This window comes from uncultured Umboniibacter sp. (assembly GCF_947497555.1).
GTDB lineage: Bacteria > Pseudomonadota > Gammaproteobacteria > Pseudomonadales > DSM-25080 > Umboniibacter.
Genome location: NZ_CANMGY010000002.1, coordinates 184,610 through 200,066, shown reverse-complemented (window position 1 = coordinate 200,066; position 15,457 = coordinate 184,610). Strand labels below are relative to the sequence as shown.

Here is a 15,457-nt window from a genome sequence, read left to right as displayed (position 1 = left end):
ACCCTTTTGGTGGTTATAATGGATTGATTCGTCAGTTCGTTCAGGAAGGCCCATGTCATACCAAGTTCTCGCGCGAAAATACCGCCCAGCTAATTTCCATGAAACCGTGGGGCAGGAGCATGTATTGCGGGCGTTAATTAATGCGCTCGACAACAATCGACTTCACCATGCCTATTTGTTTACTGGAACGCGTGGTGTTGGTAAGACAACGATTGCTCGTATTCTGGCCAAGTGCCTTAACTGTGAGCAAGGCGTGAGTTCTAAACCCTGTGGTGAATGTAATGCCTGCCTAGATATTGCGGCGGGTCGTTTCATTGATTTAATTGAAGTCGATGCGGCGAGTCGAACAAAGGTAGAGGACACGCGTGAACTCCTCGACAATATCCAATATGCGCCCACAGCAGGCCGTTTTAAGGTGTACCTAATTGATGAGGTACACATGCTGTCGAATCACAGTTTCAACGCACTGTTGAAAACGCTTGAAGAACCACCGCCGCATGTGAAATTTCTACTGGCGACTACGGATCCCCAAAAGTTACCGATTACCGTGTTATCACGCTGTCTGCAGTTATCACTGAAGAATATGACTCCCGAGCGTATCGTGAGTCATTTGCAAACGGTGCTAGCTAGTGAAGCGTTAGGTTTTGAAGACGAGGCACTTTGGTCCATTGCTCAAGCGGCAGATGGGAGCATGCGCGATGCACTCTCACTCACTGATCAAGCGATTGCTTTCGGTGATGGTAGCGTGCAAAGTGCCGACGTCAATACGATGCTTGGTACGATCGATCGCGGTGTGGTCCAGCAGTTGTTGGAATTGCTGATTGATGGTGAGCGCAAAGCACTAATGACTTTTGTTGCGCAGCTAGCAGAGCAGGCTCCTGATTTTTCTCGGCTACTCAGTGATTTAAGCCTTGCGCTTCATAAACTAGCAATGCTTCAAGTAGTGCCAGATTATCCAATTCCGGTCGCCATGGACGCTAAGGCACTGGGCGAGCTCGCGAAGCGAGTTACTGCGGAAAATGTCCAGCTTTTTTATCAGATTGGGGTGCAATCATTAGCTGAATTGAAGCGCTCTCCGGATGAGATGGTCGGCTTCGAAATGGTACTACTTAGAATGCTGGCCTTCCGACCGCAGGGGGTGATCGATATTGAGCATGCTCCCGACGCAGAGACGGCGCCGCCGCCAAAAAAGACGCTACCCCAGTCGGATGACGTAGCATCGACTGGGGCGAAAGCTGAGGTCGAAAACACGACAGGCGCTACTGACTCATCCGAAGCAGCGCAAAGCGAGTCGACACGCTCGGCTCAAGAATTAGTGACTTCAAGCGAATTGATGCCGTCTGCGGTGACCGAGCCCGATCCATCAACAGTGATGGAACCGCCACCGTGGGATACCGATTCTTCTCCTTCGCGAGCCATGCACTCCGCCCAGGGGATTCGCGAAGCTTCAACACCGCTAACAGGAAGCACTAGCGAGTCTAGAGCGTTGACGAATTCAACACCGGCTGACGTCAACGAAGAAGGTGATATCGAGACGCCGCCAGAACCTACTGTTGCAACCTTTAATAGCGGAGCCGAAGTTGATAATTTAGCGTCGATGAACGCTGGAAAAGATGATTCGGTGTCGTCTACCGCTCCGGTTGCTTCCGCATCGTCAACTCATCCCGTTAGTCAGGTCGATGACCAAAGCGAATCGGTCTTAACTACTAATGAGTCTTCGCCGTTGCATAGTTTGAGTTCGCTGACTCAGGAGCGTTTTCCCGAGTTTGCATTACGATTAAGAATGACAGGGCCAGCAGGAAGCGCGCTTCATCAGATGTCGCTCCAGAGTATTGAGGGTAATCAGCTAAACTTAGTTATGGATAGCGCGCAGTCGATGCTTCTTAAAGCGCGACAACAGGAACAACTTACCGAGGCATTTTCAGTGGCTCTCGGTGAAGCGGTAATACTTAATATTGCAGAAGGTGACCCAGGAGTACTCACTGCGTCGTTGCGTCGGTTAGAAATTGATACTCGGCGCAGAGAACGGGCTATTGCCCAGCTGAATAGTGATCCAGTCATACAGTTTTTGAATCAAGAGATCGGTGCGAAGGTTTTGCCACACACTGTTGTGTCACTTGCGCCAGAGGAGTATTAAATGAGTTTCGGTGATATGAGCGGCCTGATGAAACAGGCCAAAGAAATGCAAAAGAAAATGGCAGACATGCAAGAGCAAGCTGCTAAGGCTAAGGTCACAGGCGAGGCCGGCGCAGGGATGGTTAAGGTAACGATGACAGGCCGTCACGATGTTAGCGACGTAGAAATTGATCCGTCGTTACTCAGCGAAGATAAAGAGCTGTTGGAAGATCTACTCGCCGCGGCAGTTAACGATGCGGTGAGACGAGTTGAAGCGGCTAACCAAGAAGCGATGAAATCGTTGACGGGTGGTATGCCACTTCCTGACGGTTTTAAAATGCCCTTTTAAGGTAACTTGCGCCGATGAATTTTAGCCCGTTAATTACTCAGTTAATCGACAGTCTCAAAGTGCTTCCAGGAGTTGGGCCGAAAACGGCCCAGCGGATGGCTTTACACCTTTTAGAACGCAACCCAGAGGGCGCCAAGCAGTTGGCGAATTCGGTTGAACTTGCGGTCGAAAAAGTAGGGCGCTGTCCACGTTGCCGTAACCTAACTGAGGAACCATTGTGTGGAATTTGCCGAAGCCCGCGCAGAGATCCAAGTATTCTGTGCGTAGTAGAGTCACCCACCGATGTGATGGCTATCGAGATGTCAGGTGGCTATTCTGGGCGATACTTCGTCCTAATGGGCCATCTCTCGCCCATTGATGGCATTGGCCCTCAGGATATTGGTATTGACGAGTTAGAAGTACTCCTATCAGAGGGTGAGGTAAAAGAACTTATTCTGGCTACCAACCCAACGGTAGAAGGTGAGGCGACCGCACACTTCGTGGCCGAAAAAGCTAAGCAGTACCAGGTGGTAACAAGTCGCATTGCACATGGAGTCCCGCTTGGTGGTGAACTCGAGTTTGTGGATGGTGGCACACTCACACACGCCTTTAGTGGGCGCAAGGTAATGAATTAATGGCGGCATCAAATTGGATCGAAACGAATGACACACTGGCGGTTCTTTGCGAGCGCCTCGGAGCTCAAGATTGGCTAGTGTTGGATACCGAGTTCGAGCGACGAACGACGTTTTTTCCTAAGGCAGGCCTAATTCAAATTGGCACCGTGGACGATGTTTGGCTAATCGACGCGTTAGCAATCAGCGACTGGAAACCATTGGTCGAGTTGATGGAAACCACCGCCATTGTGATGCATTCCTGTAGTGAGGACTTAGAGGTCCTGCGGCATCTATGTGGTGCGATACCAAAGCGTATTTTTGATACCCAGGTGGCGGCGGCTTTATGTGGTTTGCGCTCGGGTATTGGTTTTGCCGAACTGGCTGAGCATCTGTTTAATGTCAAACTTGATAAGGGCGAAACACGAAGCAATTGGCTACAGAGGCCGCTGCGAGATTCGCAGCTGCGCTATGCTGAAGACGATGTGGTCTGGCTTGCCAAGGCATTTCCAGCGCTGATGCTGCGCCTAGAAGAGCGCGTAGATTGGGTTTGGGAAGAGGGTGACTTTACCATTGCGAGCTCGAATGCCAATGACCACCTTGGTTACTATTTTGATCGTCTCACGAAAGTGGCTGACCGCGATCCGCTCACTCAGCATGTTGCTAAAGCGCTAAGTGACTGGCGTGAGCAGCAAGCGCGGGACCGAGATATGCCCCGTAATCGAGTGCTTGCGGAGGCCTCGTTGGTGCAGTTAGCGATTCAACAGCCGCAGCATGCGGCGGCAATGGCTGATATTGTCGACCTTTCACCGGGACAGATAAAGCGCTATGCCGAAACATGGATTGGGCTCATCAATGAGGTCGTCGCTTCCGAGCCCACTGAAGCGTTGATGCCGCGCCTGCTCACGAAGTCGCAAACCAAACAGTATAAACTGTTTATGAAGATGGTCGACAAAGAGGCTAATGAACTGGAAATACCTCGTGAGATGCTGGCCTCGAAGAAGGTAGGCCAAGCCTTCGTTCGTACCAACAGCTTCCAGCAGTCACCAGCCCTCCCGAAGTGGAGAACCCCCTATTTAGAACGTGCCCAACAGCGTTTTCACGAAAAGAGAGCAGAGTCAGAAATATGAAACAACCTTGTATTGTGTCGGTATATCGGTCCGCTAGCGAGGACGGTATGTACCTTATCGTGGAGAAGGCTCAGGGTCTTAAAAAGGTTCCTGAACCACTGCTAAATCGGTTTGGCCCAGCCAAAGAAAGCATGGCGTTTCTATTAACGGAAACCAAAAAACTGGCTCGCTTCGATGCAAAGCAAGTACTCGATGCCATTCGTGACAATGGATTCTTCTTGCAGTTACCACCGCCGCGCGATGACGAAATGGCGGAAATCGCACTTAAGAACTCAAAGCTGCAGCGATGAGCGCTCTTAATCGTGCCTTTTGGGAGACAACGCCGCTTTCCGAGATGACTAAAGAGCAGTGGGAGTCATTATGCGATGGCTGTGGTAAGTGTTGCCTACAGAAGTTTATCGATGACGAGACAGATGAATTGGTTTATACCAATATTGCTTGCCAGTTACTTGACCCATCCAGTTGTCAGTGCTCTGATTACGATCAACGTAAACAGCGCGTTCCCGATTGCACCCAACTTACCGTAGCCGATATAGATCAGTTTGATTGGCTTCCAGTTACCTGCAGTTATCGATTAGTTGCAATGGGACTGCCACTCCCCGAGTGGCATCATTTGCTAACTGGAGATCGGACTTCTATTCTTACGGCTGGAATGACGGTGGCTAATCGAAGTGTTTCGGAGCTGGATGTTAATGAAGATGAGATCGAGGCACATATTATTCAATGGGTAAATTGAGATGATTGATAGTTATTTATTCGCCTGGGGCGCTTGGATCCTTGGTGGTGCGGTTTGTTTGGTGGTTTGGGCTCGCATGCTAAATCGTCTTCCTGAGTGGCTTTTTTACACTATTTGGTGGGCAACCTTAGGGGCACTATTTGTACCCGTAGCCGAGTCAGCGGGTTCTAATTTGTTGGCTCCAGCCATTTTCTCCGCAGTTTTTGATCTTCTCAATGGTGTTGATGGTGGCTTCATGAGGGCAGGTCGGTTCATAGTGAGCGCTGCAATAGCAGGGGCGATCATTGGTGTGCTGCTGTCAATCTTCCGTACAAGAAAGCGCCTTGATAATGTAGGGAGCTGATAACAATGCTCATTAACTTTACAACGAGTGGAGTTATTGTTTTGTCGATTGCTGTGCTGTGGGTAGGACAGCAGGCGATTAGTCGAATTGAGGCGTTGGCTCGTTGGCAAATTCCACCGGCGGTACTTGGTGGATTACTGTGTAGCGCTGTTTTATCTCTCATATCAGTGACTGCGGGTGTTGAATTTCAGTTCGATCTCACTCTCCGAGCAACGTTACTGTTGGTCTTTTTCGCGAGTGTTGGACTATGCGCTAAATTTAGTGACATTGTCCTGGGTGGATCGCTGCTTCTTAAATTAGCCTTAGCCACGGTATTGCTCCTCTTTCTTCAAAATCTATTCGCGGTGTTGTTAACGCTGCAGTTCGATCTCGAGCCAATTTACGGTTTAATGGCGGGCAGTATTTCTCTTGCGGGAGGCCATGGGACTGCTATATCTTGGGGGGAGTATTTTACTCAACAGGGTTTTGCCGGCGCTTCAGATCTAGGGCTTGCCTACGCAACCATGGGGCTTATCGCGGGAGGCTTGGTAGGCGGCCCACTAGGGCAGGTCCTAATCCGCTTTGCGCGAAAACGTTCGATGAACAAGGAAAAGATTGAGAAGTTACCAAAACGAGGCCCACTAGCGATTGAAATGACCACCACAGGTGTTATCAATGCGGTGCTCTTGTTCGCAATCTGTACCGGATTTGGTGGTGTATTGAACGAGCTAATGTCTTCCCGAGGACTATTACTTCCTGGTTTTGTAACCGCTATGTTAGTGGGTGTTTTTGTTGGTAACTATGCCCGTAGTCGAGATTATCAAGTATGCTTTGGTATTGTCGCGGTGATTGGAGATGTCTGCCTCAATTTATTTTTGGCGATGAGCCTAATGACCATGGATCTCGTAGCAATTTGGGCTCAAATTGGACAGATCGTCATGGTGATGACCGGGCAAATCCTCATCGTTGTGGGCATTGCCGTGTTTGTTGTCTTCCCGCTAGCGGGAAGAAATTATAATGCAGCCGTCTGCGGTGCTGGTTTCGCAGGCATTGGCCTAGGTGCTACCCCTGTCGGCGTTGCGAATATGCATTCTGTGACCGAACGTTACGGACCGGCCCCACAAGCTTTTATTGTGATTCCTTTAATCGGGGCAGGGCTTCTGGATTTGACCAATGCTTCAATGATTAAACTTTGGTTAATATGGCTGGGGTATTAGTTGATCGGGCTGGATTGCCAAGGTGTCGACGCTGCAATCTCCGTGAGGTGGCGTGTTTCTGCCGTTCAATACGATCACTACACCTGCCGTTCGAAGTCCATCTGCTAGCGCATCCACTAGAACTTAAACGCCCTTCATCCAGTGTCTTGTTTCTTCAGTTAGACAGTCAGGTAAAGCTTCATACCTACCAGCGTACTCAATTACTCACTCCCGAGATCGGTGACGTTTTGCTTTACCCAAAGACCAACGACCCTTTGCCGGTCGATACGGATACGAACCCCTCTAAAGACACCAATATCCGGCGCCTTTGGCTTTTGGATGGGACCTGGCAGGAGACGACTAAAATGTTAGCAAATCAGCCGCTCTTGGCGAGACTACCGCGTCTTAGCATAGCCTGTCGCTCAAGCCGATATCCGTTTCGAAAAAATCAGCGAATGGGTGGATTGAGCACTGCTGAAGCCCTATTGGCCAGTGTTGATGATAGCTATAGTCAGCACCGAGAGAGTTATTATGATGAATACTTGGCTCACGCAGTAGCGAGTATGAACGGACATGCCCCATGTTAAAGCAGATAGATCCTGTTAGTTTTCCGCTGGTAAAGCAGTTTTATAAAGTCACTCGTTACGGCGGATCGCCTGGGCGTCTAGAGACGGTGTGGGGTTGGTATGAGCGTGCGCAGCTCATCGCGTGTGTTCGTATTGAACCCAAGGATGGTGTTCATTTTCTTCGGGCCATGGTGGTTCATCCTGATTTTCGCGGATCAGGTATTGGGACCAAATTTCTAACTGCGGTCGTGGAGCAGTACCGTAACGACGAGATCTATTGTTTTCCCTTTAGCCACTTAGAAGCGTTCTATCGGGCTGGGGGTTTTATGCTGGCTAACCATCAAGGTCCAGACTGGTTTCAGCAGCAATATCAGCGCTTGAGTCAGCAACGTAATGTCATAGCGATGGTACGAATCACGTCAAAGGACTAAAAGCTGTCGCCTGCGGACACGGCATAGTGAACCGTAGCGCGTAAACTAACGAATGCGTTATTTATAAACCTGATGTGTTTAGGAGAAAGTTTGTGAAATTTACGGGTACCGATCGATATGTTTCAACGAGTGAACTGAGTTTAGCGGTTAATGCCGCTGTCACACTCCAACGTCCGCTGTTAATTAAAGGCGAGCCGGGTACCGGTAAAACTATGCTGGCCGAAGAAGTGGCTGAATCGTTGGGGCTCCGACTTATTCAGTGGCATATTAAGTCAACGACAAAGGCTCAGCAGGGACTGTATGAGTACGACGCGGTTTCGCGACTTAGAGACTCTCAGCTTGGCGATGACCGAGTTCACGATATCAAGAACTACATTAAAAAGGGCAAACTTTGGGAAGCCTTTGAGAGCGAAGAAACGGTAGTGTTATTAATTGACGAGGTTGATAAAGCCGATATCGAGTTCCCTAATGATCTTTTGGTAGAGATTGATAAGATGGAATTCTTTGTCTATGAAACTGGCGAGACCATTAAAGCTAAGAAACGTCCTATTGTAATCATCACATCTAATAATGAGAAAGAGCTGCCTGATGCATTCCTTCGTCGCTGCTTCTTTCACTTTATTAACTTTCCAAGTCAAGAAACGATGCAGCAAATCGTAGATGTCCACTTTCCTGAACTCAAGAAGGATCTAGTCAACGAAGCTCTCGAAGCCTTCTTTGATCTTCGCAACGTACCCGGGTTGAAGAAGAAACCGTCAACCTCCGAATTGATTGACTGGTTGAAATTGTTGTTGGCCGACGACGTCTCCGCTGATGCGCTCGTTAATAAACAAGGCAGTTCAGCAATTCCTCCCTTGCATGGGGCGTTGGTGAAAAATGAGCAAGACGTTCAGTTATTGGAGCGTCTGGCGTTTATGGCGCGTCGTGAGCGCCTGTAAATGCTACTTAAGTTTTTCTACACACTCCGTAAGGTAGGGGTTCCGGTTACGCCAAAGGAACACCTTGTGTTGTTAGAGGCCATGTCCAAAAACCTCGTCTTTGCCAATGTCGAAGAGTTTTACCAATTGGCTCGCCTTTGTCTGGTGAAAGATGAGAAGTACTACGACAAGTTCGATCGTGCTTTTGGTGTTCACTTCGAGGAGCTTGAGTCACTTGATGACTTTATCGAAGCGTTAATCCCGGATGAGTGGCTTCGCCAAGAATTTATGAAGAGTCTTAGCGAAGAAGAGAAGGCCGCCATTGAAAGCCTTGGCGGTCTCGAGGAACTCATCGAAGCCTTCAAGAAGCGGCTCGAAGAACAGAAGGAACGTCACGAAGGTGGCAACAAATGGGTCGGAACGGGCGGCACTTCACCGTTTGGGCACGGTGGCTTCCACCCTGAGGGGATTCGTGTTGGCGGCCAAGGTGGGCAACGCAAGGCCGTAAAGGTGTGGGACCAGCGGCAGTATCGGAATTACGATGACGATGTCCAATTGGGCACCCGAAATATTAAAGTCGCGCTTAAACGCCTGCGCAAATTCGCCCGCACCGGTGCTGCCGACCAACTGGATATCGATGATACGATTCGCAAAACGGCTAATAATGCTGGGTACTTAGACATTACCATGGTGCCCGAAAAGCATAATGCCGTGAAAGTGCTATTGTTTTTAGACGTAGGCGGCTCCATGGACTCCTATGTGCGCACCGTAGAGGAGCTATTCTCCGCGGCCAAAACTGAGTTTAAGCACTTGGAGTACTTTTACTTTCACAACTTTATCTATGATCATGTCTGGAAAAATAACCTTCGCCGAGCCGAACAGAGTCAGCCGCTTTCTGAGGTGCTTAATAAGTATGGCTCGGACTACAAGGTTATTTTCGTGGGCGATGCTGCGATGGCGCCGTATGAGATTGTATCGCCCGGTGGGAGCGTAGAGTACTGGAATCAGGAATCTGGTGAGGCATGGATGCGGCGAGTTAAGGCGACATTCTCTAAATTAGTCTGGCTGAATCCCACACCGGAGAAATATTGGGTGCACACGCAGTCGATTTCCATGGTGAAAGAGTTAGTGGAAGATGATATGTATCCGCTGACTATTGACGGTTTAGCGAGGGCCATGCAAAACCTTGTAAAGTGAGTGCTTAAGTTAGGTATTTCGTGCAGTGTTATGAACTATGAAGTTAGTGCTAAACTCTGTACACTTTGTTGACGTTACTGTGATAAAACGTTGCTTTAGCAACAAATAAACTAAAAATAGGTAATTTTCATGACAGATGTAGGACGCCAGGGACGATTAAATCACGGCTTACCGGCCGAGGTTGATGTAGCAGCTTTCGATAATATCAATTCGGTCTATCGAGAGGCTGTGTCAGAATATAATAGCAACACGGCCTTTTCTTCAATGGGGCGTGAGGTTTCTTTCGGGGAATTGGATCAGTTATCCGGGGCATTTGCTTCGTGGATTCAAAACCACACCAATCTTCAGCCAGGCGATCGAATCGCGCTTCAGCTGCCTAATATTCTTCAGTATCCTATTGCCATGTTTGGTGCAATTCGTGCCGGCTTAGTTGTAGTAAATACTAACCCGCTCTATACGGCCCGAGAGATGAAGCACCAGTTTACTGACTCGAATGCCAAGGCGATTGTTATTTTAGCCAACATGGCATCGTTGTTAGACGAAGTCATTGCTGATACCAATATCGAACAGGTAATTGTGACTGAAATTGGCGATATGCTGTCTCCGGTGAAACGTGTCCTCGTTAATACCGTGGTAAAACATGTTAAGAAAATGGTTCCTGCTTACCAGCTGCCGAACGCGCTTAAATTCCGCGATATTTTGGCGAAAGGTGCTCAGAAACCCATGCAGGAACAATCACCCAAGGCCGATGATATTGCCGTACTGCAATACACTGGTGGGACCACCGGTGTAGCGAAGGGTGCGATGTTAACGCATGGCAATATTGTGGCTAACATGATGCAAACTGCACCTCAGATGGAAGCCACTGGGATGGTGCCCGGTAAAGAGATTCTCATCGCACCGCTGCCGCTGTATCATATTTACGCCTTTACCATTCATTGCATGGTTGGGTTTCAGCGCGGCTGCCACACGGTCCTTATCGCCAATCCTCGTGACATTCCAGGGTTTGTGAAAGAGCTTAAATCCCACAAATTCTCTACCTTCATTGGTTTAAACACCCTGTTCATTGGCCTAATGAACAACCCAGACTTCGCGAAATTAGATTTCTCGCCGCTCAAACTGACGATGTCAGGTGGTATGGCGCTTTCTCGTTCGGTTGCTGAAGCTTGGGAAAAAATGACCGGTTGTACGGTTTCTGAAGGTTACGGCATGACCGAAACTTCTCCTGTGGCCTGTGCTAACCCGCCAAAAGCTGAACAGCTTGGGACGGTAGGCTTACCGGTTCCAAATACTGAAGTGAAGACCATTGATGAAGAGGGTAACAACCTTCCCATCGGTGAAGTCGGTGAGTTATGCATTAAAGGTCCTCAGGTTATGAAGGGCTACTGGCAGCGCGAAGACGCGACGGCCGAAGTGCTGGATGCTGAAGGTTGGCTACGTACCGGTGATATGGCTGTTATTCAGGAAGATGGCTTCGTAAAGCTGGTCGACCGTAAGAAGGACATGATCATTGTTTCCGGCTTCAACGTTTTCCCGAATGAGTTGGAAGATGTATTGATGGCTCATGACAAAGTGGTAGAGTGTGCCGCGGTGGGTCTTCCCGACGAAACTAGCGGTGAAGTGATTAAGATCTTCGTGGTCTCGAGTGATGCGTCGCTGACATCCGATGATGTTCGTCAATTCATGCGTAAGAACCTAACTGCGTACAAAGTTCCTAAGTTTGTTGAATTCCGCGATGAACTGCCGAAAACTAACGTAGGTAAAGTACTGCGTCGTGAACTTCGCGACGAAGCGGTAGGCGAGAAATAGACCTATCACATACAGTAAGAATTTGGATTAGCTAAGCACTTAATCCATGAGAAAGGCGTCACTTCACAGTGGCGCCTTTTTTTATGGATGACGCTTTGGCTTGAAGCAATACTCGGTGATACCAAAGCCCCCTACGCTGATTATTTTGCTATGATACCGCCATCTAATGAGAGTATTTACATGCAAGACTTTTCCCAGTGGCTACGCGAAGACGTCGTCAAGTATCGTTCCTTGACGAATAAAATTAAGAATCTTCAGCGCAAAAAGAAGCCCGCTGAACGTCTATCCGCTGAGCGCAGTGAATTAGTCGCTTCCGCACCAGCGCGACTTGAGCAAAAGTTAGCGGTAATACCGAAACCACACTTTGATGACGCGCTGCCAATTAGTGAAAAGCGCGCACAGATAGCAGAGCTTATTCGCGATAACCAAGTCGTGGTTGTGGCAGGTGAAACGGGTTCAGGTAAAACTACTCAGTTACCTAAAATTTGCTTATCGCTAGGCCTAGGGGCGCGTGGACTTATTGGACATACCCAGCCGCGTCGTCTCGCCGCAAGCTCGGTGGCAACTCGAATTGCTGAGGAGCTAGGCCAAACGCTGGGCGAGAGCGTTGGTTATCAAGTTCGCTTCAATGATCAGAGTGGCGCCAATACGGCGATTAAGCTGATGACTGATGGGATATTGCTCGCCGAGATGGCCAGAGACAGATGGTTATCGCGCTATGATGTCATCATTATTGATGAGGCTCACGAGCGGAGTCTTAATATCGATTTTTTGCTTGGATACCTTAAGCAGCTGCTACCCAAGCGCCCAGACTTGAAGGTGGTCATTACCTCAGCGACCATTGATGTAGAACGATTCAGTGAGCATTTTAATGGTGCTCCAGTTATTGAGGTATCAGGTCGAAGCTTTCCAGTTGATATCGAATACCGGCCGCTAATTGGCGATGAGAGCGATGCCGATCTCAGCCTCTACGATGGTATCTGCGAAGCGGTAGAACATATTATTGATCTAGAAAAGCGGGGCGAGTCACCGGCGAAGGGTGATGTGCTCGTTTTCTTGCCGGGTGAACGCGAAATTCGTGAAACCCACAAGCAACTTAAGGCTCGGCAGTTCGCCCATACCGAAGTGCTGCCACTCTATGCACGTCTTTCCAGCGCCGAACAAAACAAAGTTTTCGCGCCGCATCGTGGCAGGCGAATCGTACTGGCTACCAACGTCGCCGAAACCTCCTTAACGGTTCCGGGTATTGGCTATGTGATTGATCCGGGGCTTGCACGCCTGAGTCGCTATAGTTATCGGTCCAAGGTTCAGCGCCTTCCCATAGAAGCGGTATCTCAGGCTAGCGCTAATCAACGCGCAGGTCGATGCGGACGACTTTCCCATGGATTGTGCATTCGCCTCTACAGTGAAGAGGACTTTGCCGGTAGGGTGGCGTTCACGGAACCTGAGATTATGCGCAGTAATCTCTCGGCCGTCATCCTACAAATGTTAAACCTGAAGCTGGGCGATATTAAGCAGTTTCCCTTTGTGAACGCGCCAGATAATCGTTTTATTAATGACGGCTTTAAACGCCTAGAAGAAATTGCCGCGGTCTCTTCGACAGGAGAAATGACTGACTTAGGAAGAAAGCTCTCGAAGCTCCCTATTGATCCACATTTAGCGCGAATGCTATTCACCGCCCAGCAAAAGAATGCGCTGCGTGAAGTGCTAATTATCGTGAGTGCGATAGCCGCCCAAGATCCCCGTGAGCGACCAGCTGATAAAAAGGCCCAAGCTGATCAAAAACACGCTCAGTGGAATCACGAGAATTCGGATTTTATGGCCTATGTGAACCTTTGGGATAGCTATCAAGAGTGGGCGGAGGATCTCAGTCAAAGTCAGCTACGTAAACGCTGTAAACAGGAGTATTTATCCTATATCCGCATGCGCGAATGGCGCGATCTCTATACCCAAATTTGGCGAGTATGCGCGGAAATGGGGTGGAAGAAGAACCATGATGCCGCTAACTATGACGCTATTCATGTGGCGCTGGCCTCCGGTTTGCTCGGTCAGGTTGCAATGCGTGATGGTAAGGATGAGTATTTAGGCGCCCGTCAACGCCGCTTTGTTATTTTCCCAGGCTCGTCAATGCGGAAAAAGAAACCGAACTGGATTCTCAGTGGTCAGCTCCTAGAAACATCGCAGGTGTTCGCCCACCAGGTGGCAATGATTGAGCCGGAATGGTTACTCGCGGTGGCTAGACACTTGGTTAAGTACCACTATTCAGAACCCTATTATTCTGCGAAACAGGGCAGAGTCATGGCGTTCGAGCGAGTGACACTCTATGGCTTGAACTTAGTGGAGCAGAAACGGGTAGGCTACGGCGATAAAGACCCTGTGGTAGCGCGGGAACTATTTATCCGCGGCTGCCTTGTTGATGGCGAGTATCGAGCGAAAGCGAAGTTCTATCAACACAATAGCGCGCTTCGTAAACAGATTGAGTCCGCCGAGGAAAAGACGCGTCGTAGAGATTTACTGGTTGATGAAGAGGCGATTTTCCAATTTTATAATGACCGGATACCCGCGGAAATTTGCGATCTAGTTAGCTTCGAAACGTGGCGAAAGGACTCGGAAGCAGCACAACCTAAACTGCTGTTTATGAGTCAAAGTCATCTCGCGCAGCGCGATGTGGCCGTTGACGGAGCTCAGTTTCCCACCCATATTCATTTGGCTGGTGCCGAGTTTAAATTGCGCTATCGTTTTGAACCCGGACACGCAGCCGACGGTGTCAGCGTGGTCATTCCGCTACAGTTCCTTGAACTGGTTCAAGCGGCAGAGCTTGAGTGGTTGGTACCGGGCTTACTTCGCGATAAGTGTATTGCGTTAGTGAAAGCGCTGCCGAAGGCAAAGCGTAAATCATTTGTACCCGTCCCCGATTTTGTTGATAGGGTGATGCCGAGGCTTCGCAACGGAACTCGTTCACTGACTCAGGCTTTGTCTGACGAATTATCCTATGTCAGTAATGTTCGCTTTGAGCCTAGCGACTGGCAGGAGGGCGCGTTAGATGACTTCTATCGTTTGAATATTGTGGTGGTGGACGAACGAAAGAAGCGCTTGGCGATGGGGCGAAACCTCAATCAGCTACGACAGCAGCTGAAAGCGAAGATTCAAGCCGCGCTGGCGGCGGCTCAGAATGATGAGATCGATACGGTAGAGTCTATCGTTGAATGGAACTTCGGGGATCTGCCGCGCGAGCGGATGATTGCCAAGTCAGGCGTTAAAATTACGGCTTACCCAGCGCTAGTAGACGACGGCGAATCGACTTCGCTACAGTTATTCGATCGCCGTGAGGAAGCCCAACTTAGAGGAGTCCGTGGCTTAGCTCGATTAGTCCTCTTGCAGCTTCCGACTCAGGCAAGAGATATTCGTAAGGAAGTATTCCGAGACAACAGGATTAAACTCGCATTGGCGGCAATTTGCCCTAGAGACCAGCTGATCGAAGATCTGTTGATGGTGGCAGCACGAGAGGTTTTTAAGCTTCAAGAATGGCCTGCCGATCAAGCGGCTTTTAACCAGCGAGTTAACGCTCATCGAGGTGAGTTTTTACTCTACTGTCGCGAACTGGCCAATTTCTTAACCAAACTATTAACCGACTACGCCGAATTAAGAGGGGTGTTACGGAAAACCAATAGCCTGGCACTTACCTTCGCCGTAGGAGACGTCAAGAATCAGTGGGCGGAACTTTTCGGCCCGGGCTTCCTTTGGCGTACCCCTAGAAAGTGGTTAGACCAATATCCACGTTATTTGCAGGCTAGTTTCAAGCGGCTTGAACAGGTTCAGGGAAAGGTTCAGAAGGATCGGTTAGCAATTGGCATGATCGATGCCTATTTACCGGACGTAATTAACAAATTGAAAGCGGAAGAGGGTCTTATGTGGGAATCCGAAGCTGCATTGGTAGATTTTCGCTTTATGATTGAAGAGTGGCGAGTCCAACTGTTTGCTCAACCAATGAAAACGATTGTGTCGGTTTCAGAAAAACGGATTAAGCAGGCATGGATTGAGGCTAGCCAACAATGAGACGCTGTGAACAGCTGCTTGCTTAGGCCTGTCACTTCATTAA

14 protein-coding genes are annotated in these 15,457 nt (G+C 49.2%); all 14 read left to right on the top strand.

What is annotated here, in order from left to right:
• Positions 1-52: 52 nt before the first annotated feature.
• The 14 genes from dnaX to hrpA all read left to right on the top strand — a co-directional run bounded on the left by dnaX (position 53) and on the right by hrpA (position 15,414).
• Positions 53-2,137 carry a DNA polymerase III subunit gamma/tau gene (gene dnaX / locus Q0698_RS03735; RefSeq protein ID WP_298633859.1) on the top strand — a complete coding sequence of 695 codons (2,085 nt, stop codon included), beginning with the start codon at positions 53-55 and terminating at the stop codon, positions 2,135-2,137.
• Positions 2,138-2,464 (top strand): YbaB/EbfC family nucleoid-associated protein, encoded by a 327-nt coding sequence (locus Q0698_RS03730; RefSeq protein ID WP_298633857.1) that lies wholly within the window; start codon positions 2,138-2,140, stop codon positions 2,462-2,464. It begins immediately after the preceding gene.
• Positions 2,465-2,478: 14 nt separating this feature from the next.
• On the top strand, positions 2,479-3,078 hold the full coding sequence (gene recR / locus Q0698_RS03725) for a recombination mediator RecR (RefSeq protein WP_298633855.1): 600 nt from the start codon (positions 2,479-2,481) through the stop codon (positions 3,076-3,078).
• On the top strand, positions 3,078-4,184 hold the full coding sequence (rnd, locus tag Q0698_RS03720) for a ribonuclease D (protein ID WP_298633853.1): 1,107 nt from the start codon (positions 3,078-3,080) through the stop codon (positions 4,182-4,184). Before recR ends, rnd begins: the two co-directional genes overlap by 1 nt.
• Positions 4,181-4,474 carry a YcgL domain-containing protein gene (locus Q0698_RS03715; protein ID WP_298633852.1) on the top strand — a complete coding sequence of 98 codons (294 nt, stop codon included), beginning with the start codon at positions 4,181-4,183 and terminating at the stop codon, positions 4,472-4,474. The genes rnd and Q0698_RS03715 overlap by 4 nt, the downstream gene beginning before the upstream one ends.
• Positions 4,471-4,920 carry a YcgN family cysteine cluster protein gene (locus Q0698_RS03710; protein WP_298633851.1) on the top strand — a complete coding sequence of 150 codons (450 nt, stop codon included), beginning with the start codon at positions 4,471-4,473 and terminating at the stop codon, positions 4,918-4,920. Before Q0698_RS03715 ends, Q0698_RS03710 begins: the two co-directional genes overlap by 4 nt.
• A gap of 1 nt (position 4,921) precedes the next feature.
• Positions 4,922-5,263 (top strand): hypothetical protein, encoded by a 342-nt coding sequence (locus tag Q0698_RS03705; protein WP_298633850.1) that lies wholly within the window; start codon positions 4,922-4,924, stop codon positions 5,261-5,263.
• A gap of 5 nt (positions 5,264-5,268) precedes the next feature.
• Entirely contained in the window at positions 5,269-6,459 is a 1,191-nt protein-coding gene (gene gltS / locus Q0698_RS03700; RefSeq protein WP_298633848.1) for a sodium/glutamate symporter, read from the top strand.
• On the top strand, positions 6,444-7,025 hold the full coding sequence (locus Q0698_RS03695; RefSeq protein ID WP_298633846.1) for a DTW domain-containing protein: 582 nt from the start codon (positions 6,444-6,446) through the stop codon (positions 7,023-7,025). Before gltS ends, Q0698_RS03695 begins: the two co-directional genes overlap by 16 nt.
• Positions 7,019-7,435, top strand: coding sequence for a GNAT family N-acetyltransferase (locus Q0698_RS03690; protein ID WP_298633844.1), 417 nt, complete (start codon positions 7,019-7,021; stop codon positions 7,433-7,435). Before Q0698_RS03695 ends, Q0698_RS03690 begins: the two co-directional genes overlap by 7 nt.
• A 92-nt stretch (positions 7,436-7,527) precedes the next feature.
• Positions 7,528-8,373 (top strand): MoxR family ATPase, encoded by an 846-nt coding sequence (locus tag Q0698_RS03685; protein ID WP_298633842.1) that lies wholly within the window; start codon positions 7,528-7,530, stop codon positions 8,371-8,373.
• Positions 8,374-9,549: a VWA domain-containing protein gene (locus Q0698_RS03680; RefSeq protein ID WP_298633841.1), complete on the top strand. Its 1,176-nt coding sequence runs from the start codon at positions 8,374-8,376 to the stop codon at positions 9,547-9,549.
• Between the two features lie 129 nt (positions 9,550-9,678).
• Positions 9,679-11,358, top strand: a complete 1,680-nt coding sequence (locus Q0698_RS03675) for an AMP-binding protein (RefSeq protein WP_298633839.1) — start codon at positions 9,679-9,681, stop codon at positions 11,356-11,358.
• Between the two features lie 180 nt (positions 11,359-11,538).
• Entirely contained in the window at positions 11,539-15,414 is a 3,876-nt protein-coding gene (gene hrpA / locus Q0698_RS03670) for an ATP-dependent RNA helicase HrpA (RefSeq protein ID WP_298633837.1), read from the top strand.
• The last annotated feature ends 43 nt before the right edge of the window (positions 15,415-15,457 follow it).